At 63.8% G+C, this 20,681-nt stretch carries 14 protein-coding genes and 1 riboswitch; of the genes, 2 read left to right on the forward strand and 12 right to left on the reverse strand.

Features of this window, described 5'->3' with window-relative positions; genetic code table 11:
• Positions 1 to 4: 4 nt before the first annotated feature.
• The 8 genes from V6767_RS09290 to V6767_RS09325 form a co-directional block, all read right to left on the reverse strand.
• The gene (locus tag V6767_RS09290) at positions 5 to 1,234 is read right to left on the reverse strand and encodes an AGE family epimerase/isomerase (RefSeq protein WP_448473215.1); all 1,230 of its coding nucleotides are present in this window, start codon (positions 1,232 to 1,234) and stop codon (positions 5 to 7) included.
• A complete protein-coding gene (locus V6767_RS09295) occupies positions 1,231 to 2,112 on the reverse strand; it encodes a carbohydrate ABC transporter permease (RefSeq protein WP_448473216.1) in 882 nt (293 codons plus the stop codon). The genes V6767_RS09290 and V6767_RS09295 overlap by 4 nt, the downstream gene beginning before the upstream one ends.
• Positions 2,109 to 2,996, reverse strand: coding sequence for a carbohydrate ABC transporter permease (locus V6767_RS09300; RefSeq protein WP_448473217.1), 888 nt, complete (start codon positions 2,994 to 2,996; stop codon positions 2,109 to 2,111). The genes V6767_RS09295 and V6767_RS09300 overlap by 4 nt, the downstream gene beginning before the upstream one ends.
• Positions 2,997 to 3,129: 133 nt before the next feature.
• Complete coding sequence (locus V6767_RS09305) at positions 3,130 to 4,431, reverse strand: extracellular solute-binding protein (protein WP_448473218.1); 1,302 nt, start codon at positions 4,429 to 4,431, stop codon at positions 3,130 to 3,132.
• A gap of 89 nt (positions 4,432 to 4,520) precedes the next feature.
• Positions 4,521 to 5,795: a neutral/alkaline non-lysosomal ceramidase N-terminal domain-containing protein gene (locus V6767_RS09310; protein ID WP_448473219.1), complete on the reverse strand. Its 1,275-nt coding sequence runs from the start codon at positions 5,793 to 5,795 to the stop codon at positions 4,521 to 4,523.
• Entirely contained in the window at positions 5,792 to 6,934 is a 1,143-nt protein-coding gene (locus V6767_RS09315) for an N-acetylglucosamine-6-phosphate deacetylase (protein WP_448473275.1), read from the reverse strand. Before V6767_RS09315 ends, V6767_RS09310 begins: the two co-directional genes overlap by 4 nt.
• Positions 6,934 to 7,716, reverse strand: a complete 783-nt coding sequence (locus tag V6767_RS09320; protein ID WP_448473220.1) for a sugar isomerase domain-containing protein — start codon at positions 7,714 to 7,716, stop codon at positions 6,934 to 6,936. Before V6767_RS09320 ends, V6767_RS09315 begins: the two co-directional genes overlap by 1 nt.
• Positions 7,709 to 8,509 carry a 6-phosphogluconolactonase gene (locus tag V6767_RS09325; protein ID WP_448473221.1) on the reverse strand — a complete coding sequence of 267 codons (801 nt, stop codon included), beginning with the start codon at positions 8,507 to 8,509 and terminating at the stop codon, positions 7,709 to 7,711. Before V6767_RS09325 ends, V6767_RS09320 begins: the two co-directional genes overlap by 8 nt.
• Positions 8,510 to 8,690: 181 nt before the next feature.
• Here V6767_RS09325 and V6767_RS09330 point away from each other — a divergent pair, with 181 nt between their 5' ends.
• A complete protein-coding gene (locus V6767_RS09330; protein WP_448473222.1) occupies positions 8,691 to 9,686 on the forward strand; it encodes a LacI family DNA-binding transcriptional regulator in 996 nt (331 codons plus the stop codon).
• Between the two features lie 17 nt (positions 9,687 to 9,703).
• Here the strand turns inward: V6767_RS09330 and V6767_RS09335 are convergent, their stop codons facing one another.
• Positions 9,704 to 13,078: an autotransporter outer membrane beta-barrel domain-containing protein gene (locus V6767_RS09335; RefSeq protein ID WP_448473223.1), complete on the reverse strand. Its 3,375-nt coding sequence runs from the start codon at positions 13,076 to 13,078 to the stop codon at positions 9,704 to 9,706.
• 393 nt (positions 13,079 to 13,471) lie between these two features.
• Between V6767_RS09335 and V6767_RS09340 the strand changes: the two genes are divergently transcribed.
• Entirely contained in the window at positions 13,472 to 13,780 is a 309-nt protein-coding gene (locus tag V6767_RS09340) for a GNAT family N-acetyltransferase (RefSeq protein ID WP_448473224.1), read from the forward strand.
• Between the two features lie 109 nt (positions 13,781 to 13,889).
• Here the strand turns inward: V6767_RS09340 and thiC are convergent, their stop codons facing one another.
• The 3 genes from thiC to V6767_RS09355 form a co-directional block, all read right to left on the reverse strand.
• Positions 13,890 to 15,698, reverse strand: a complete 1,809-nt coding sequence (gene thiC, locus V6767_RS09345; protein ID WP_448473225.1) for a phosphomethylpyrimidine synthase ThiC — start codon at positions 15,696 to 15,698, stop codon at positions 13,890 to 13,892.
• A 100-nt stretch (positions 15,699 to 15,798) separates the two neighbouring features.
• Positions 15,799 to 15,915, reverse strand: a riboswitch (TPP riboswitch).
• Positions 15,916 to 16,076: 161 nt separating this feature from the next.
• Positions 16,077 to 19,226 (reverse strand): efflux RND transporter permease subunit, encoded by a 3,150-nt coding sequence (locus V6767_RS09350; protein ID WP_448473226.1) that lies wholly within the window; start codon positions 19,224 to 19,226, stop codon positions 16,077 to 16,079.
• A complete protein-coding gene (locus V6767_RS09355; protein ID WP_448473227.1) occupies positions 19,223 to 20,566 on the reverse strand; it encodes an efflux RND transporter periplasmic adaptor subunit in 1,344 nt (447 codons plus the stop codon). Before V6767_RS09355 ends, V6767_RS09350 begins: the two co-directional genes overlap by 4 nt.
• Positions 20,567 to 20,681: the final 115 nt, after the last annotated feature.

The following is a 20,681-nucleotide window of genomic DNA, read 5'->3' on the forward strand; positions in this document are numbered from 1 at the left end:
GGTCTTATCCTGCGTGCGTTCTGGGACCGGCGCGCCCGGCAACGCCGATGGCGGCAAGCAGGCTCAGTCCGGTGTGGTAATTGGGATCGAGGTCCGGCGTAGCGGGAACGAAATCCACCGGGCCGTCCGCGTCCATGGTTTGATAGGCGACGGGCGGCGTACCGTGCCAGTAACGCGCGATGAAGGCGTCATGCGCCCTTTCCCAGACGGCGCGGGTGCGGGCATCGCCCGTGCGTTCGTAAAGCAGGGCCGCGGCACGGATCGTCTCCGGCAACGACCACCAGGGGCTAAGCGGATTGATCGCCTGCCCGGTTGACAGCGAAACGGAGAGTGCAAGCCCCGGCCCGACAAAGCCTTTTTCGAACGACGACAGCAGGATCGTCTTGAGCGTGTCCAGGAGGTCGGGGGCAATGTCCTTGCCGATCATATAATCGAGCGCGAAGCCGACGAACTCTATGCCGTGGCCGACGTTGCAGGCGTCCTCCCCCGGCACATTGCGCAACAGGCCGGCCGCCGGGTCGAAATGGCGGGAAAGGACATGGTCGATGAAGCGGTCGGCATAGGCGAGATGTCTCTCATGACCGAGACGGTCCAGCATTCCCGCTGCACCAAGCAGGATCATGCGCGGACCAAAATCATCGGCCTCAGCCGCAAGGCTTTCCTCCGACAGCGGACGCTTCTCATCCATCTGGAAACGTCCATCCTCGATAGCGGCGATCACCCGGTCGAAGGCGGCAAGGGTATCACCAATGTCTTGCGGCGCGTAACGACTTTTCGCCGCAACGAGCCCCTTGGCGGCGAAGGCGTCCGAATAGGTAAAAATCTCCGCCGGGCGCTCCTGCGGCGCCAGATTGGCCGGACTGGTCCCGCGCACCGGCATCATATCGGCGTCGTAGCAGAAATAGACATGGCCATCGACCTGGCGAAGGCCGTCCAACGCCGCCATCAGGGACCGGCCGGCGATATCCAGCTTGGTGCCAAGCGGCGGCAGCTCGTTCTCGAAATAGACTGCATGGGTTGCCAGCGCCTCAAGCCCGCGGCCCTGGATCCAGCCATAGGTAAAGGCCGGACCGCGCAAGCCGTCCGCATCGCCGTAGTCTTCAAGCGTGATAGGGTTCATCTTGGTATTGATGAAGCCCGGTCCAATGGTAGGGCGCGACAGCATCCAGTAGGCGGCGTGCGCGTTCATGGCCGAGTAAAGCGTCGCCATGCGCTCCAGAAAATCCATCGTCATTCCTTCATCCCGGTGCTGGCCACGCCCTGCACGAAATTGCGACGCAGGATCATGAAAGTGATGACCGAGGGGATCAGCACCGTCGCCGAGGCGGCGGAAAGCTTGCCGAGATCGACGGTGTAGCCGGTCTGAAACAGCGCCAGCCCGACTTCGATCGTGTAGCTCGACCGCGTGGTGGCCACGATCATCGGCCAGGCAAACGCCGTCCAGGCCTGGAAGAAGGCGAGCACGCCGAGCGCGCCGAGCGCACCTCTCAAAAGCGGAAAGACGACATGCACGAATATCCAGAATTCGCTCGCGCCATCAAGCCGCGCGGCCTCCAGAAGCTCATCGGGAATGGAATGAATGACGTTCTGGCGGATCAGAAAGATGCCGAAGCTCATCACCAGATAGCCGATCAGCAGCCCCCAGACCGAGTTCAGCAGACCGAGACTTTTGACCTGAAAATAGAGCGGGATCATGTAGACCTCGAACGGCACGATCGCGGTCGCGAGGAACAGCGCGAAGATGACGTTGAGGCTGCGATAGCGGAACTTGGCGAAGATGTAGCCGGCTATCGACGAGGTGGCGATGATCGCGATCGACGACATGATCGCAAACAACACGCTGTTGAGGATCCAGCGCAACAGCGGCGTTTCGCCGAGTACGGCCCTGAAATTTTCAAGCGTTGGATCGTGCGGCACGATGGTCGGCGGCCAGACGAGCATTTCGGCCGGGGTCTTGAAAGCGTTGGCGATGAGGAACACCAGCGGCAGCAGCATGGCGATCGAAAACAGCGTCAGGAACACGTCGATCGCGATGTTGACCGCGCGCTTGCGTGCTCTGAGCCGCCGTCCGGCGGCGCGCTCCGCTTCGGTCAGTTCGGCGTAATCGGTCATGCCTTGCCCTTCTCGCGCAACATGGTGAACTGGATGAGCGTCAGCACCAAAACGATGACCAGCAGCACGACCGCCTCGGACGCCGCATAGCCGACGCGATAGTTGCGGAAGCTGTTTTCCAGCATGTCGAGCACCAGCACGCGCACCTGACGGCCGGGTGCGCCCTGGCTGTCGGAAGCGAGCACGAAGGGCTGGGCATAGACATTGAAGCCGGAAACCAGCGTGACCACCGAGACATAGAGCGTGATCGGCTTGAGCATCGGAATCGAGAGGTACCAGAACGACTTCGGGCCGGAAGCGCCGTCAAGCTTCGCCGCCTCATAGAGCGAGACCGGCAGGTTCTTGAAGCCGACGAGATAGATCAGCACCGCGTACCCCAGCGCCTGCCATGAGCACAGCACGATCACGCAGATGACCGACAGCACAGGATCGAACAGCCAGGCCTGCGGTTCGATGCCGAAGGCCGACAGCAGCGCGTTGAGCGGGCCGAGGCGCGCGTCGAAGATCCATTTCCACGCCATCGCCGCCGGCACCAGCGAGACGATATGCGGAATGAAGATCGAGGTCTCGTAAAAACCCGACATGCGCGTGCGGGTGCGGTGGAAGATCAACGCGGCAATCACCATGCCGAGCGGAATCGTTATCGCGAGCACGCCGAAGGCGATGATCGTCGTGTTCATCAGCGAGGCAAGAAACAGGTTGTCGCTCATCAACTCGCGAAAATTCTCAAGCCCGATGAACGGCTTGTTCTTCGACAGGATGTTCCAGCGGTGAAGGCTGAGCCTGAGGATATCGACGATCGGATACATCCGAACATAGGCGAAGATCGCCAGTGTCGGCAGGAGTGCTAGGATCGCGAAAATCCATCGCTTGCGTTTGAGCATGGTGCAAGGCCTATCGTGAGAAATCGGGCCGGCGGCAAACCCTGCGGCTGCCGGCACGCGCCCGCCGGGCGGGCAATCGTCTCCGGAACGCGACGGCTCCGGAGACGGCATTCATATGAGTAACCGAACCGCCCTACTTGGCAAGCAGGCCTTCGCGATCGAGGATTTTCTCGACTTCAGCGCTCGCCTCGGCCAGAACCGCATCGATCGCGGCATCGTCTCCGGCAAGCGAGGGATTGCCGAAGGCTTCGACGAGTTGCGCCGCAACCCGCGTCAGGATCTCCTCGATCGGGCCGATGGAGGGCAACGTGAAGAATTCGTAGCCCTCCGGATAGTCGACAAAGGCGGCGAATGCCGGCTGCTGATCGGTAACAGACGAATAGTCGACGCCGGAGCGATTAGGCAGCCAGCCGATGTTCTCAAGCAGCCAGACGAGATTTTCCGGTTCGTTGGCCGCCTTTGCGAAGGCCCAGCCGAGATCCTGGTTGTCGCCGGAAACATAGAGATTGGTCGGCAGCGCGATCGAGCCCACCGGCAGAGGGGCTGTCGCATAGTTCAGGTCCGGCGCCTTGGCGGCGATATCGCCAATAACCCAGGATTCGCGGATGAACATGGCCGTCTGTCCGCGCTCGAATGCGTCGGCATCGGCCGGCATTTCAGGCGTCACCGTCTTTTCGACGTAGATATTATCAAGATATTGCGCGAGCGCCTTTCGGCCGGCCTCATTGGCGAAATCCGGCTTCCACATGCCGTCATCGGTTTCGACCAGCAGCGACCCGCCATACTGGAACAGGTTGATCCAGAATTTCTCGGCAATGCCCTGACCGCCGCCCGAAAGTCTGAGGCTCCAGCCCGAGACGACCGGATTGCCGGAATCATCACGCTCGGTCAGCTTCACGGCGTAGTCGGTGAAATCCTCCATGGTTTGCGGCGGCTCGGTTAGGCCGGCGGCGGCGAACATGTCGGAGTTATAGAACAGGGCTCCTTGTCCGCGAAACAGCGGCATGCCGTAAACCGTGCCGTCATAGCTCGCCGTATTGGAGAAGAACGCACCGAAATTGGCAGGATCCCTGACGAATTCAGCCATTTCTTCGGGGGCGGCCGGGAGCAGGTCGTTTTCAAGATAGCGGGTGGCGGTGGAACCGGCGAGCTCGATCACCATGGTGCCGTTGCCGCCCGAGGTCAGACCGAGGGCGACGCGTTTCTCATGCTCGCGCAATGCGATCGTCTCGATATTGACGTCGAGGTCGGGATATTCGTCCTTCATGCCCTCGGCGACGTGTTCGTAGAACGGCGCCATTTCCGGATAGCCGCCCCAGATCGTCAGGGTTTCGGCCGAGGCGGCCGACAGGCTGCCCAGCATCAACGTTCCGGTGGCAACGCCGAGGCCGAGAAGACGTACGGATTTTGCGTGACTGGATGATGTGCATTTCATGATCGGGTTCCCCTTTTTGATCTTATCAAACACGTTCTCATGCAACCGGTTGCGTGTCAAGCGACACACAGCCGCACTTTCCCGCCGCGTCAGACGCTGCGGGAATTCTCTGCCGTCCTTTTAACGAGAGCCGCCGCGCATTGCGCCAGCGCCTCGGCCGATCCGGGCGCGAAACTCATGGGCTGGCCATAGTAACGATGCGCCTCGTCCACCTCGTAACCGCCATGGGCATACTCGCTTTCCGGCGGGATATAGCCGGGATTATCCTCGGCGAAGCCGACGACGAAGGCGCTTGCACCAACATTCGGCAGGGCGCGCAGGAACAGCGCTGTCTCGGCGAAGATTTCTCCCGGAAGCGCGATCAACAGAACACCGCCCCAGTCTAGCACCGTCACGCGCGCCAAGAGCGGTTCCGGCTCTATATGTGCAACCGTTTGCGCCCATTCGATCCAGTAGCCGAGCAGGCTCCTGCGCGCTGCTTCCGCCGTTTCGCATTCTTCCGACCATGCTTGCGCAAGGTCCGCGACGGACACGGTCTCGCGCCGCTGGAAGTCGAGCTCGACAACGCCGGAGACGGCCGTAGCAGGGCCATCGACTGGCCGTGCCGGCGCCTGAAGAGCGCAGTCGGCAATCTCGCGGCCGATACGTTCGGCTGCGGCATAGGTGCGGGCCTCATCACGGGCGAGCGAGACCGAAGCAGCGGCGGAATGGCCGGTATTCACGTCACCAACGCAGCCGGTCAGAAACAGCGCCACCGCACCGTGCTCCGCCTCTTCCAGCGCCTCCCGCACAAAATGCGGATAGTCGGCGGTCCACTGCAGATTGTCGGCGCCGAGCACCACCGGGTGGCATGCGTAGGAAACAAGAAACGCGATGGTCCGCCCGTCTTCAGCGCCGCGCACCCGCAGCAACGGCAGAGCCCGGTCGACCGGGCCGCCGGCGTGGCGGCGGTTTCGCCCGACATCCGGATCGGTCCCCTCGGCGATCTCGAGCCGCGCCGGTTTTCGCGATGCGGCCGCCTTGTCGAGCGCCGCAACGCAGGCGTCTTCCAACCGCTCCAGAAAGGCAAGATCGGCGGCGATGCTGAGCCGGCCGGCCATGGAGGAAGGCCCGCCATGATTATGCAGCGCGGCAACGACGATGTTGTCGGCAGGCAGGATAGCGCGGTTGCGGATCCGGGCTGACATGGCGGCATCGATGCCGATCACGTCCGCGACGATGATGGCGGTGTTGCCGATCGCCAGCGCCCGCGCCGTCAGCCGGTCATGGACACCCTCCGCCGGCCTGCGGCGAGCGGCAAAACCCGACATGGCAAGCCCCGGCGGCGGCGTAATATCGATGACAGCAGCGCCGGCCTGGATCATCGCTCAAACACCTTCTCCCCGGCAACCCAGGTCTCCCGGATATCGAGCGCGTCGTCGCCTTGCTTCCAGGCGAAGCGAATAAAGTCGGCACGTGCGCCGACGTCCAGCGCGCCCCGCCCGCCTACGAAGCGGCCGGGATTGACGGTGGCAAGCGACAGGATTTCGGAAAGCGGCAGGCCGGTCATGGCGACGGCCCTTGCGATATCGGTCGCCAGCGGATGGCCCGCGCCCGCCAGATAGGGCGTTCCGGCAAGGCTGACGCGGCCTTCCTCGGAAACCGCGACATCACCGCCGACGGGCTGGCGATACGTGCCAGCGGGCATGCCCGCGAGTGCAACCGTGTCGGAAACCAGAAAGGCGCGATCTCGCCCCTTGGCGCGCAACATCGCCTTCAGCGTATCGGCGGGCAGATGATGGCCATCGGCGATCAGGCCGGCGCAAAGGCGATCATCGGCAAGCTGCGCCCAGATGAAGTTCGGATGGCGCGGCAACAGGCTTGCCGCCCCGTTTCCAAGATGGGTGGAGATCCGCGCTCCGGCATCCGCCGCCGCATGGATCTCTTCCGCCGTCGCGGCCGTATGACCGATGGCGACATGGACCCCGCGCGCGGCAAGCGCCGCGATATAGGTGCAAGCACCTTCATGCTCGGGCGCCAGCGTGACCATGGTCACCAGCCCGCCACAGGCCGCCTGCCAGCGTTCGAACTCTTCGATCGACGGCGGACGGACATGGGCCAGCGGATGCGCGCCGCGCGGTCCGTCGACCGTCGAAATCGAGGGCCCCTCGACATGGACGCCCGGCACCATGTCTGCCACCAGCGGCTCGGCATCGCGCGCCGCGGCAATTGCGGCAAGCGCGGCGATGATCGACGCTTCCGACGCAGTGATGATCGTCGGCAGCCATGTCGTAACGCCGACGGCGCAGAGGGCCTGGCAGAGCGACAGCATCAGTTCCGGCGTCACACCGCCGGCATTAATGTCGAAGCCTCCATAGCCGTTCACCTGAAGGTCGATAAGTCCCGGCGCGAGAAAGAGGTCCGGCGCACCGCCGGCCTCGCCGATCGCGACAACCCGCCCGTTGCGGATTTCCAGAGTGAGCGGCTTGCCCGTGAGGGCATCGATGCCTTCAACGGACTGAATCAAAGCGCCCTCACCCGGTCGCGGAAAGCGCCGATGAAACGGCTGTTGGCCTCGTCGCCGCCCGGCGCGTTTCCAGAGCGCCAGACCGGCGGCTCGACGCCGCGCTCCACCAGCTTGGCGACCGTGCGGATCATCAGATTGTTGAGCGTGAAGGCATTGGCGAAGGTGGAAATGGCGGCAATGTTCTCGCTCATACCGGGAAGGCTGACAACGGCATCGCCGATCGGCACCTTGGTATCAATAGCGATATCCACGATGTCATGCAGGTTATGCTTTGTCGGATGTCTGGCGGGATGTTCCGGCGCGGAATTGGCGGCGTGTTCGCGCGATGACACGCCAATCACGAAGCTCCCACGCCGTCGGGCCTCGAGCGCCGCATCGATGAGGGCGGCGTTGATACCATAGGCATTGACGAGGATGAGCAGATCGGTCTCGCCCAGCCCGCGATCGGCAATCACGATCTTGCCATAGCCCGGAAGCCGCTCGATCGCCATGGAACGCAACGCGCCGTTGGAAAGCAGCGTGCCCTCGTCAAGGATAGCGCTCATATGCATCAGCCCGCCGGCGCGGAAGAACACTTCCTGGGATGCCAGATTGGAATGTCCGCCCGGCCCGAAGATGTGGATCAGCCGGTCTGCGGCCACCTGGTCGGCGAGCTTGCCCGCAGCGGCATCAAGCGCCTCGCGCTCCTCGCGCATCACCCGCGTCATCAGACCATGGACGGAGGCGAGATATTGTTCACAGAATTGATCGGCGTCGATCCGGGGCGGGTTGTCAGGCATCGGGGTCGGAATCCCTGTCGAGGTATAGTGTGCAGGCGGAATGGGTGCGCAGGATACTCGCCGGGCAGGCGGTTTCAACCGCGCCATAAAGCGTATCGCGCACCGCCTCGCGCTTGTTTGCGCCCGGCACGAGGCAGAACAGGCGATCCGCGCGCATCAGGCGCGGCACGGTGAGCGTCAGCGCCTCCCGCGGCACGGAATCGAAATCGGGAAAGCAACCGTCATTGACCTGCTGCGTGCGGCAGACATCGTCAAGCGCCACGGGCTTCACGTCGAGCGGATCATCAAAATCGGCAACCGGCGGGTCGTTGAAGGCGATATGACCGTTTTCGCCGATGCCGAGCACCACGAAATCGATGGGCGCCTCGGCCATCTTCTGCGCATAACGCGCTGCAGCCGCTTCAGGATCGCTGCCAGGGTCGAGGCGATTAACCTCGGCGAAGGGCAGGAGGGAAAACAGATGGGCGTCGAGCCAGTTGGCAAAGCCGGAAGGATGATCGGCGGCAAGGCCGATATAGTCATCCATGTGAAAGGCGGTGACGCGCGACCAGTCGATCCCCGGCGCGGCGACAAGCGCGGCCAGCGCCTCGGCCTGGCTGGGGGCGGCGGCGAAAACCATCCGCGCCGCGCCGCGATTGGCGATCCGCGCGCGCAGGGCCGCCGCAATATCTGCCGACGCAGCCGCGCCCATGCCGGCACGGTCCTCGAAACTCTTGACCAGAAGGGAACCATATTGACGCAGCGTCAGCGGTTGCGGGACTGGCGCGGGGTGGGAGCGTTCTGCGATCGTCAAGTCATTCTCCATAACGGCAAACAGCGAAGCTGGAGGCGCTTCGCGGCCGGTTCAGGCATCAATCTTGTTGGCAACATTCCATGCAACCGGTTGCATGTCAAGCAAGCGAGTAGCCGAAACCGTTGCAAGTATTCTACAAGGAAGGTTCAGGAAAAGATTATCGCAGGAAAGCCGCACCGCCATGATCAAGCGCGACAAGGGTGTCACCATCAGCCAGGTGGCCGCTGAGGCCGGCGTGGCCCGCTCCAGCGTGTCGCGCGCCTTCCGCCATCCCGACATGCTTTTGCCCGAGACGGTGGAGCGCATAATGAAAGCGGCGGAAGCACTCGGTTATGTGCCGAACCACACGGCGCGGGCGCTTTCCACCGGCCGGCACGGCAATATCGCGCTGGTGGTGCCCGACATCGCGAATCCGTTCTTCCCGCCGCTGATCGCGGCAACCCAGCTTGAGGCCGACCGTTCCGATTTCTGCGTGTTCCTCGGCAACACCGAGGAAAAGCCGGTGCAGGAGGACAAGTTGCTCGGACGCTTCGCAGGTCAGGTCGAGGGGCTCGTGCTCGCATCGCCGAGACTTTCAGACGAACGCATTCTGGCTCATGCCGCGCAGCGCCCGCTGGTGCTGATCAATCGCGACATCAAGGGCATCCCCCGCGTGCTCATCGATTCCGGATCGGGGGTAAGGCAGGCGGCGGAACACCTGGCCGAACTCGGCCACCGGAAAATAGTCTATGTCAACGGCCCGCACACCTCGTGGTCGAACCGCGAACGACGTTCGGCGCTCAGAAGTGCTGCTCGCAAGCTAGGCCTTGAAATCGTGGCGCTTCCGCCGATCGTTCCGACCTATCAATCAGGGCACCGCACCGTTGACGCCATCCTCGAAACGGGCGCGACCGCCGCAATTGCCTTCGATGACATCACTGCGCAGGGCATTCTTGCGGGACTTGCCGAATACAATGTCGCCGTACCGGAGCGTTTCAGTCTGATCGGCTGCGATGACGTGCTCGGCGCCGTCACCTATCCGGCGCTAACCTCGGTTTCGAACCGCTCGGCCGAAGCCGGCCGCCTCGCCGTCACACTGCTGATGGAAGCGCTGCAATCCGGCGCGATCCGCGAGGCCCGCTACGTTCTCGAAACCCACCTCGTCATCCGCAACACCACAGGGCCCGCTCCGGCCTGACAGCCGGATCGCTCAGCTCAGAAGGTGAGCGTGAGCCGGCCCTGAACCGAATTGTCGCTGGAGCCGTCGCCGAACTGGCCGGCGTAGAACACGCCGAGCGCGGCCCGCCCCTTGCCATCCTTGCCGAAGGCGCCGAGGTCGAAATCGAGGCCGGCCTCGACAACGGCCGCGTTTTCGGCGATCGGCGCGCCTTCGACGACGAAGGGCATGCCGCCGGCGAAACTGTTCGCGGCCGTCGGCACCGTTGTGCCGAAGGCATGACGCCAGCCAATCATGCCGGAAAGGCTGGCGGAGCCGCCATTGGCGATCTCGAAATCGGTGGAAGCGCGCAGGCCAAGCGTCGAGAACGTGGTGTCGGTGTTGCCGGAGGCAACCGCCAGCGCTGCCGACCCGCCGGTTTCAGTGTAGCCGTCCGTATGCAGGTTGACATAGGCGAGATTGGCGAAGGGCTGAAGCGTTGCCGCACCCATATCGAACATGTAGCTGGCTTCGCCGAAGATTTGCGCCGTGCCCGCATCGGTCGAGCCGGAAAGGTATTCGGAAAAGCCCGGGAACGCCGCCGTGCGGGCGGTATCGACCGTGGACCAGCCATAGGCCGCGCCGGCGCTGAGGCCGAAGCCCAGCCATTCGCCGCCGCCATAGACGCCGAGCAGAAAGGTATCGGCTGTCGCCTTGGCAGCGCTGCCGTCTTCCTCATAACGCGATGACTGGTAACCGGCGATGACGCCAGCGCGAGCGTTGTCGCCAAGGGCAAAGTCGCCGCCGCCAAGAACGCCGCCGGTGCTGCGGTCAAGCCCGCGCGCATTGCCGTCGCCATCCGTCATGCCCCAGCCGCCGAAGGGCTGCAGCCAGAAACCCGGCGCGCCCGTGGCATCATCCAGGCGCGAGAGGGCCGCGGCGCGGAGATAGCGGCTGTCCTCGATCATGCCGGTCTTGAGGCTTGCGTGGATATCGCCAGACAGCGCGTCAAACGCCTCTGTCGCACCGGGGCCATCCTGCACAACGACCGCGCCGTAGAGAGCGCTCGACTGCGGAAGGGCATCCAGCGCATTGGCGGCGGCCTTTTCATTGGCCGTCACCGCGTAGTCGGCGAAGGCGACATTGTTGCGCGTCATCTGCACGGTCACGGCGGTCGCGCCATAATCAACCCCGGTCGCAAGGAAGGTCGAGCCGGCATTGGAGGACACGCTGTCAAAGCTTCCGGTCACGCCGCCATCGGCCGTCAGAACGGTGTAGGCGCTGCTCCAGTTGGCGGCCGGATCGGCCATCATCAGCGACAGGGTACCGCCCGAAAGCGTGGCGCTGCCGGTCGCGGCCACCCGGTCGGCGGTGCCCGAAACGCCGTCAGTCTCAATGATCAGCGTCGAGCCGGGCGCGAAGCTGACATCGCCCGCAACACTGATCAGGCCGATCGAATTACCGGGCGAAACGGTCGCGCCGTCGCCAACCGTCAGGTCGCCGATCGTGCCATTGCCCGCAAGCCACGCGCCCGAACGCATGTCAAGCGCCACATTGGCAAGCGAGCCGTCAAGCCTCAGCGTCGCGCCAGCAAGCGTCATGTTCGACGCGATTTCCGTCTCGCCGGACAGCGTCCAGTTCGAGCCCGCCGCGAAGGCAAGCGCCTCGAAATTGCGATAGGTGGCGGCGCTGCCGAGAAGGCCGAGGTCGAACGCGCCGTCGCGCGCGCCGAACTCGAATGTGTCGGTCCCGCCTTCGGCATCGACATAGCCGATCACGCTGCTGCCGGCCTGATAGACAAAGCGGTCATCGCCATTGCCCATCGAGACGGCGTATTCCGTGCCAGAGATCGTGCCGTAATTGATCACCGTATTGCCGAACGTGCCGGCATCATTGACCATCTTGATGCCGAAACCGTTCTTGCCTTCGATCGTGCCGTAATTGGTGACGATCAGCGCAGAGAAGGCATCGCCATTATTACTGTTGTCGTCGAGAATGCCGTTATCGGCGCCGGAAATCAGCGCCTCGGTGTGATCCGCGCTGCCATTGACAATGATGCCGCCGCCGGTCGCGATCGCCTCGCTGGTGCTCGGCCTGGTCTCTCCGCCCTTGGTGCCCTTGGAACCGAGGCCGCGGATCTGGCCATAATTATAGAACTCGCCGCGATGGTCGAAGTCGACGCCATCGCCGTCGCCGAAATCGGCGGCTGGGTCGAACGTTCCGGAAATCAGGCCGTAATTGACGATGCTGCCGGAGCCGTTGGAATTCACGCCGGAGCCGTTGCGGCCCGCAATCGTGCCGCCAGCGGCGTTGGTAACCGTCAGGACGTCGTTTTCGCCGGACGCCTTGACGCCGTGATAGGCGCCGGTAATCATTGCGCCGGCGTAATTGTTGACGGCGAGCGCCATGCCGTCGGCATCGTCATTGTCGAGCTTGAGGGCGCTGTTGTTCTGATCGCTCGCCTCGCCTTCGTCATAATCGCTGCGGATCAGCCCGTAATTTTCGACAATGGTGCCGTTGCCGGCCTTGATGCCGTCATTGTCGGCGGCCGAGATCGTCCCGGTCTGCCTGTTCGTGATGGTGATGGTCGAACCGGCGGCGATGATATCGGCAAGGTCGAGCGCCTGGCCGCCATCGGACGAGAAGATCTCGCCGGCATTGTCGATGGTGATAATCGCCGCGTGGCTGCTGTCCTTGTCGGCCTTGATCTTCAACGCGTCGTCTGTGGCGGTGATCACGCCGGACGCGCCATTGGTGAGCGAGAAGGAGGCAAGCGCCTCGAAATTCTCGTCGTCATCGAAGGAAATGGCGCGCTTGTCCGCCTTCGTTGTCGAAATCGTGCCGTCATTGACGAGCGTTATCGTGCCGGCCCCCAGACGGATGGCATCGGTATCGCTCGACGTGATGATCGCATCGGCGCGGTTCACGATGTCGACGACCGCGCTTTCGGCTGTGGCGCTGTTGAAGTCAAGCGCCTGGCCGCCATCCGTGGTGATGGTGCCGCTATTGTCGACGGTCACCGCGCCGTTCTCCAGCGCGCTGTCGACGCGGAAGGCATCGGCTTTCTTTGACGTGATCGTGCCGGTATTGGTGAGCGTGAAACGGCCGCTGACGTCGTCCTCGGTGTCGATGGCCCGTTCCTTCTTGCCGTCGATCGTACCGTGATTGACGATGGAAATGCCGTCGCCGGTCGCGGCCCCTTCCCAGAGGATCGCCTGATCGTCCGTCGCCTCAAGCGTCGCGCCGGCCTCGATCACGCCCCTGTCGTCGCCCGAAACGGTCTGCGAGCCGGAAGCGGGCGGAACGGTGAAATCCGCAGCCTCGGCCGTCGCCATGACAGACAGGCCGCCCAGCACGAAGACGCTCGCGCTCAGCATGAACAGCGTGCGTCTGTTTCGGATGGAAGACATGCGGGAATGGGGCAAACGGGACATCAAGAAACTCCGGCTTCCGCGACTGCGGAATCACATTGGCGATAGGCAACGCGCACCTAACCAGAGAGCTGTTTCAGTTTTGCGACAACGCCTCCCGCCGGATTGCGGCCGGAGAAAAATCGCGCGGCAATTGCCAAAACCGGCGCGATATTCCGAAGCTGTCGAAAGGGGTCGTTTACGGAGATTCCGGCGACCTGAGGGCGGAAAACGCGAAAACGAAGGACGGGCGGATGGGGTATATCGGGCGGTGACAATTTCCATTTCCAGGCGAAGCGAAGCGACTATCTGATTTCGTCGGACCCGGCGAAGATCGATCGCGACTACGTCATCGATTTTCTGACCAAAGAGGCCTACTGGTCCAAGGGCACGGACCCGGCGCTGGTTGCCGAGGCGTTGAAGCACTCCGAGGTGCTGGGGCTCTATGACGCCGCCGGCGCTCAGGTCGGCTTTGCCCGCATCGTCACCGATTATGCCGTGTTCGCCTATATCAGGGACGTCTTCGTCGACGCGGCTCACCGCGGGCGCGGCCTCGGCCTTTGGCTAGCCGAGAGCGCGATCGCCCAGCCGCGACTCCAGACCGTTAAAAGCTGGATGCTCGCGACCCGGGACGCGCATGGCGTTTACGCCAAAGTCGGCTTCCATGCGCTGAACCATCCCGAATGGTACATGCAGCGTTTCGGCGATGGCGGCTCACGCCGGTAGGGCGCCCGCAGCGAAAAGGAGACCGTGACGGCGCCGGCGGAACGCAAGCGTGAGCGGAGCCCGCAAGGCACCGTCTGACGATAGGTTTCGACAGTCTCGTCTGCCCCGCTCACGCCTCCTCCTCGCTTTCGAGCGGAACATAAAGCGCCCCGCCCTCGCGGAATTTCTCCGCCATCTTCGCCATGCCCTCCTTCTGGGCCTCGGCGCGGATGTCATGGGAGATACGCATCGAGCAGAATTTCGGCCCGCACATCGAACAGAAATGCGCGACCTTGTGCGCCTCCTTCGGCAAGGTCTCGTCATGCATGGACCGCGCGGTTTCCGGATCGAGCGAGAGGTTGAACTGGTCCTCCCAGCGGAACTCGAAGCGCGCACGCGACAGCGCGTCGTCGCGGATGCGCGCCGCCGGATGCCCCTTGGCGAGATCGGCGGCATGGGCGGCGATCTTGTAGGTGATCACCCCGGTCTTCACATCGTCGCGGTCGGGCAAGCCGAGATGTTCCTTCGGCGTCACATAGCAGAGCATCGCCGTGCCGAACCAGCCGATCATCGCCGCGCCGATACCGGAGGTGATGTGGTCGTAACCCGGCGCGATATCGGTGGTCAGCGGCCCGAGCGTGTAGAACGGCGCCTCGCCGCAGGTCTCAAGCTGCTTGTCCATGTTCGCCTTGATCTTGTGCATCGGCACATGGCCGGGCCCCTCGATCATCACCTGGCAATCCTTCGCCCAGGCAATCTGCGTCAGTTCGCCCAGCGTTTCCAGTTCGGCAAACTGCGCCTCGTCATTGGCATCGGCAATAGAGCCGGGCCGCAACCCATCGCCGAGCGAGAACGACACGTCATAAGCGCGGGCAATATCGCAGATCTCGTCGAAATGCTCGTAGAGAAAGCTCTCGCGGTGGTGGTGCAGGCACCATTTGGCCATGATCGAGCCGCCGCGCGAAACGATGCCGGTCACCCGGCCCACCGTCATCGGGATCATATGCAGCCTGACGCCGGCATGGATGGTGAAGTAATCTACCCCCTGTTCGGCCTGCTCGATCAGCGTGTCGCGGAAGACTTCCCAGCTTAAGTCTTCAGCAATACCGCCGACCTTTTCCAGCGCCTGATAGAGCGGCACCGTGCCGATCGGCACCGGCGAATTGCGGATGATCCAGTCGCGGATATTGTGAATGTTGCGGCCGGTGGACAGGTCCATCACCGTATCGGCGCCCCAGCGCGTGGCCCAGACCATCTTTTCCACTTCCTCGGCCATGGAGGAGGTCACGGCGGAATTGCCGATATTGGCGTTGATCTTCACCAGAAAATTCCGCCCGATCACCATCGGCTCGGCCTCGGGATGGTTGATGTTGGCGGGGATGATCGCCCTGCCCTTCGCAATTTCATCGCGGACGAATTCGGGCGTGATGAAATCGGGGATTTCGGCGCCGAAACTCTCGCCGTCACGCGCCAAAGCCTCTTTCGCGGCCCGGCGGCCGAGATTTTCCCGGATCGCGACGAACTCCATTTCGGGCGTCACGATCCCGGCGCGGGCATAGGCCATCTGGGTTACGGCCTTGCCTTCCGTGGCGCGGCGCGGCTGATGGCGCACGGGAAACTCCGGCACCAGCCGCTTGCCCTCGGCAAAGCCGTTATCCTCGGGCTTCACATGGCGGCCGTCATAGGCCTGCGTGTCGCCGCGCGCGGTAATCCAGTCTTCGCGCAGGCGCGGCAGACCGCCCTCGATGGTAAAGGCGGCATCCGGATCGGTATAGGGGCCGGAACTGTCATAGACGGTGACGGGCGGTTCGCCGGCGCTCGGGTGAACATCGATCTCGCGCATCGGCACGCGGATACCGGCGTGCAGCACGCCCTTGTGCCAGACGCGACGAGATGCCGGCAGCGGGCCTTTGGTAACGGTCGGAGATAAGTCTTGCATCGGTCGGAGCCTCCATAGCTCTTGGCGTTGGAGACCCAGTTCGACGTTGAATGGAGGAGGCCGCGCATACTGCGCCTGAAAGGAACAGCGGGCTTTATCCCGCGCAGCCGATGCACCATCCCTACGCCAGTGTGAACTGGATCAGGTTCATCGGGTCACTGCGCTGCGAAAGCCAGCAGTATCTCAGCCCCTTGTCGGGACCCCCCGGGTGAGCGCGCCAAAGTTGCGCCGGATGTGTGAGCTTGTCAACGCCTTCCGCGAACAACGACATAAATCCACGCGCGCCAGGCCGGCAGGTTTTATCGCCCAGATGCCACATTGGGCCCTACGATCGATACCTTTTTGGCCACCTTCTTGCGGGCGCATGGCGGCGCTCAGTCAGGAAGCGTCGATTGCGCCCTTCCCCTTTCCATGATCGGAAAGCCTCAGATAGAGCACGCTGACGGCCGGGACGACGGCGAGGGTGAAGAACGAGCCGACAAGGATGCCGAAGCCGAGCGCGACCGCTGTCGGAATCAGGAACTGGGCCTGCAGGCTGGTTTCCAGAATGAGCGGCGTGACGCCAAGGAACGTCGTCACCGTCGTCAGGATGATCGGCCTCAGGCGCTCCACCATGGCATCAACCACCGGCCTGGAACTGCCGCTTTCGGCGCACTCGAAAGTGCGAATGACCAGAAGCAGGGCGTTGTTCAGAAGAATGCCCATCAGTCCGATGAGGCCGAACATCGACAGGAGCGTCAGTTCAAGCCCCAGCGCCCAGTGCCCGAGTATGGTGCCGACGAGACCGAAGGGCAGAACCGTCAGCAGGATCAGCGGGCGCGTATAGGAACCAAAAGCCAGCGTCAGAAGGGCGTAAATTCCCAAAAGCGCGAGGACAGCATTGCGCAGCAGCGCCGGCGCGAAGCGGCTCTGCTCCTCCTGCTCGCCGCCCAGCGTGATTTCGAGACCCGGATAATCCCGGCGCAGTTGTGGCACGGTTTCCGTCATCAATTGATCCGTCACTTCACTGCCGGTGGTCGAGCCGCCCGTGACATCGGCGGTGACCGTGGTCACGCGACTGCCGTCGATCCTTGTGATCGTCGATGGCGCCGGCTGGAAGGCGAGGTCGGCCACCGTGCCGATCGGAACCAGCCCGCCCTCGGCCGGCAGCCGCAGGTCCTGAAGATCGGCGATGGTTGCGCGGTCCGATGCCGGCAGGCGCACGCGCACCTCCACCTCTTCGCGGTTGCGTTGGAACTCCGTGGCCACCGCGCCGAACAGCGCGTTGCGAAGCCCGCGCGCCACCGAGCTCAGTTCAACGCCAAGCGCCTGGCCCTGATCGAAAAGCGTGGCGACGACTTCTTCGGAGGATGAGCCCCGGCTGTCCCTGACGGCGGTGACGCCGGCTTTTTCAACGAGCGCGCTCCTGATCCGGTCGACCGCGGCTGCGCGCGCCTCCGGCGTTCCGGCGGCAATATTGAGGACGATATCGGCGCCGATGCCGACCTCACTGGTGGAAAAACTCAGCGAGCGCGCGCCGGCGATCTCGCCCGCCTCGGCGCGCCAGAGATCGACCAGTTCGCCTGCGGAAAAGTCGCGGGTCTCGGCATCGGCGATCTTGACCTCGACGCGCGCCGTGCTGGCGGCTGTACTTTCCGTCCCGCCCGGCGGACCGCCGGAAACAGAGGGTACGCCGATCAGGATGGCGCTTGCCTGGCGAATATCGCTCGCATCCTCTCCGGTCTGCTCGGCCAGTTGGCCGGCCGCCCGGTCCATCGCCGCTGCCAGCTGTTCGGCTTGCGCGCGCGTGGCCGCCACGGATGTGCCATCGCTCATCTGCAGTTCGGCGGAGACGAAATTTCCTTCGATGTCGGGAAAGAACACGAAACGGACGAAACCGAGCGTCAGCGGCGCCAGCGAGGCAAGCAGCAGGCCGAGGCAGAGCACCAGCGTCGGGCCTGGATGACGGTCGACCGTTTCGGCGACCCGGCGAAAACGGGTATCGGCAAAGCTGTCGATCCGCCCGCCGACCTGCCGGCGCAGCGGATCGGCCAGACGTCTTGGCGAAAACCGGCGCGGCTCGCCGGAGCGCAGATGGGAGAGATGCGTGGGAAGCACGAAGAAGCTCTCGACCAGCGACAGACCGAGAACCATGATGACCACGGCGGCCACCGGCGCGAGGAAGGAGCCGGAAAGGCCCGGAATGAACAGAAGCGGCACGAAGGCGAGGACGGTTGTCGCCACCGAAAAGAAAACCGGCCGCGCCATTCGGAGCGTTCCGTCGATGGCCGCCTCCGGGCCGGATTTGCCGGACTGCCGCTCGGTATAGATGGCTTCGCCGACCACGATGGCGTCATCGACCACGATGCCAAGCGAGAGGATGAAGGCAAACAGTGAAAGCTGGCTGATGCTGACGCCGAACAAGGCCATCAGCGCGAAGGTGCCGATGAAGGACACGGCGATGCCGACCGACACCCAGGCTGCGATGCGGATATCGAGCGCCAGCGTCAGGATGACCAGGATCAGCGCCGCGCCGATGATGCCGTTCTTGACCAGGAGGTCGATCCGGCCCTGAAGCGACGTTGCCTGATTGCGCCACTCGGTGAGCGTCACGGTTTCCGGCAGGCGCGGTTCGAGCTCGTTTTCGAGATAATCCTGCGTCAGGCTGACGATGTTGAGCAGCGGTTCGCTTCCGGCACGGAAAACATTGACGAAGACGGCAGGCTTGCCGTCGATCTCGGCCAGAACGGGGTCTTCGGCAAGCCCGTCGGAAATTTCAGCGAAATCGTCAAGCCGCACCTGCGCGCCGGCCGGCGAGGAAAACATCACGATCTCCCCGATCGCCGCCCCGGTATCGCGTTCGCCGGCGGTGCGCACCGAAACGCGGTCCTCCGGCCCGTCAAGCGTTCCGGCGGAATAGTCGGCGGTCGCATTGCCGATGCGCTCGGCGAGCGCGCCGAGCGTCGTGCCATAGGCGAGAAGCTGCGCCTGCGGCACCTCGACCGAAATACGATCCTCCGGCGCGCCGCTGATCCTCACCTGCGATATGCCATCGATGGCCTGAAGGTCCTCGCGCGCGGAAACGGCGATCGCCTTCAGCGTATCCGCAGACAGATCTCCGGAAAGGGCGAACTGTATCGCGAGTTCCTCCGGCTCGACCTCGACAATCACCGGTTCTTCGGCGGATTGAGGAAGTGATGTGAGACTTCGGACCTCGGTCTGGATATCGTCCTTCACCGTCTCGGGGTCCGCCCCGCGCGTCAGGTCCGCGATCACCCTTGCCTGTCCTTCGCTCGCCGTGGCGGTGATCTTGCGGATGCCCTCGATGCTGCGGATCGCCGATTCGATCGGCTCGACGACGGAATCAGAAACATCCTGGGCCGTTGCGCCCGGATAGGTGACGGTGATGCTGATGGTTCCGGTCGAAAGGTCGGGAAAGTTCTTGACCGTCAGCGTGGCGAGCGACAGAAGCCCCGCCGCAACCAGACCGACCAGAAGAAGATTTGCAAAAACGCCCGTCTCGAAAACGCGTCTGATCAGCCAGTTCATTGCGCCGCGCCACCTGCCGTATTAGCGCCGGCGGCATTGTTGCCGCCGGTTGCGGTTGCGCCTGCGGCGGAGGACGCCGCGCCGGACGCGATGTCATCCGGCACGTCGACGAGACCTGATGGGGCCGACGCGATCCGGTCCGCGACCGGGTCGGAGAGATCGCCGACGGTGACCGGCTTATCGCCGTCGACCCTCACCTTCAGCCCGTCGACAGGCGTGTCGACCGGCGTCAGCAACAAACGTCGTCCCTCAAGATCGCCGCTTAGCAAGACCGCGCCTTCGATCCGGCGGCGCACTTCCGCCTCCAGCCGAACCAGCCTGTTGTCGCTGTCAACGCCCCAGACCTGCTGGCCGGCCTGCACCACGCCTGACGGGGCAGCGAAAGGGCTCTCTTCATCGGGAAGGGCGAAATGGACGCGAACGACCTCTCCGATCCTGAGCGCCGTCGCGCCTTCGTCGGCGGCGAAGGGATTGCGGATGCTGACGATGACCTCGGTGGTTCTGGCAGATGATTCAATGCGCGGAATGACGGCCGTGACCGTGCCGATCCGAACGTCTTTGACTTCGCCCTCAGCCCGCACGGGGCGGATGCCGACAGGCTTGCCCAGAAGCGCGGCCTCGCCGCCCAGAAGCGCGAAATCGCGTTCGGAGAGCCCGACAGCCGCCTCCGCATATCCCGCGAGCGCAGCCGTGCCGACGCTTGTGCCGGCGCTGACCAGTTGGCCCCGCGCCGCATCGGCGCTCAGCACGACGGCGGGAAACGGCGCTTCCAGGCGCGTATCGTCGAGCGCGATCTCAGCGCTTTGGCGTTGCGCGCGCGCCGAAGACAGGCTGGCGCGGGCGCGTTTGACCCGTGCGGCGGCATCCTCGGTCGTGGCTTCCGGCGTTGCGCCGCGCTCGGCAAGCTGGTTCTGACGATCGAGATCGGCGCGGGCTTCATCGAGGCTCGCCTCGGCCTCTTCAACAGCCGCCTGTGCAGCCTGCAGATCGGATCGGAAACGGGCATCATCGAGCTCGATGACGAGATCGCCCTCGGCCAGTCGCCCGCCTGCCGCGAAATTTTCGCCGATCCTTTCGATGCGTCCGCCAACCTCAGGTGCCAGGACCACCTCAGTGCCCGAACGGACCAGCGCCGTTTGCGAGATCGTCAACGGCTGGTTCAGTTCGACGGGGCTGGCGACCCTGACCAGCGGGGCGGCCGGCGCCTCCGCCTGGGTCTCGTCCGAGGACCAGAAGAAACTGAAGGCGACGACGGCGCCGCCTGCCAGCAGAACCACAATGGCAATCGCCCAGCCCATAAGCTGTATTCGGTTTTCGCGGCCTTTGCCGTCTTCGGGCATAATGTCGCTCACTCGTGGAGGATAGCTGTGCGTGCGCCGCGCTCACGCAGCGGGGTTCATAAGTTGAACCGGCGGGACGGCAGATTGTTCCGATCGCATGTCCGTATCGGCAAAT

It is taken from the genome of Martelella sp. FLE1502 (assembly GCF_053484255.1).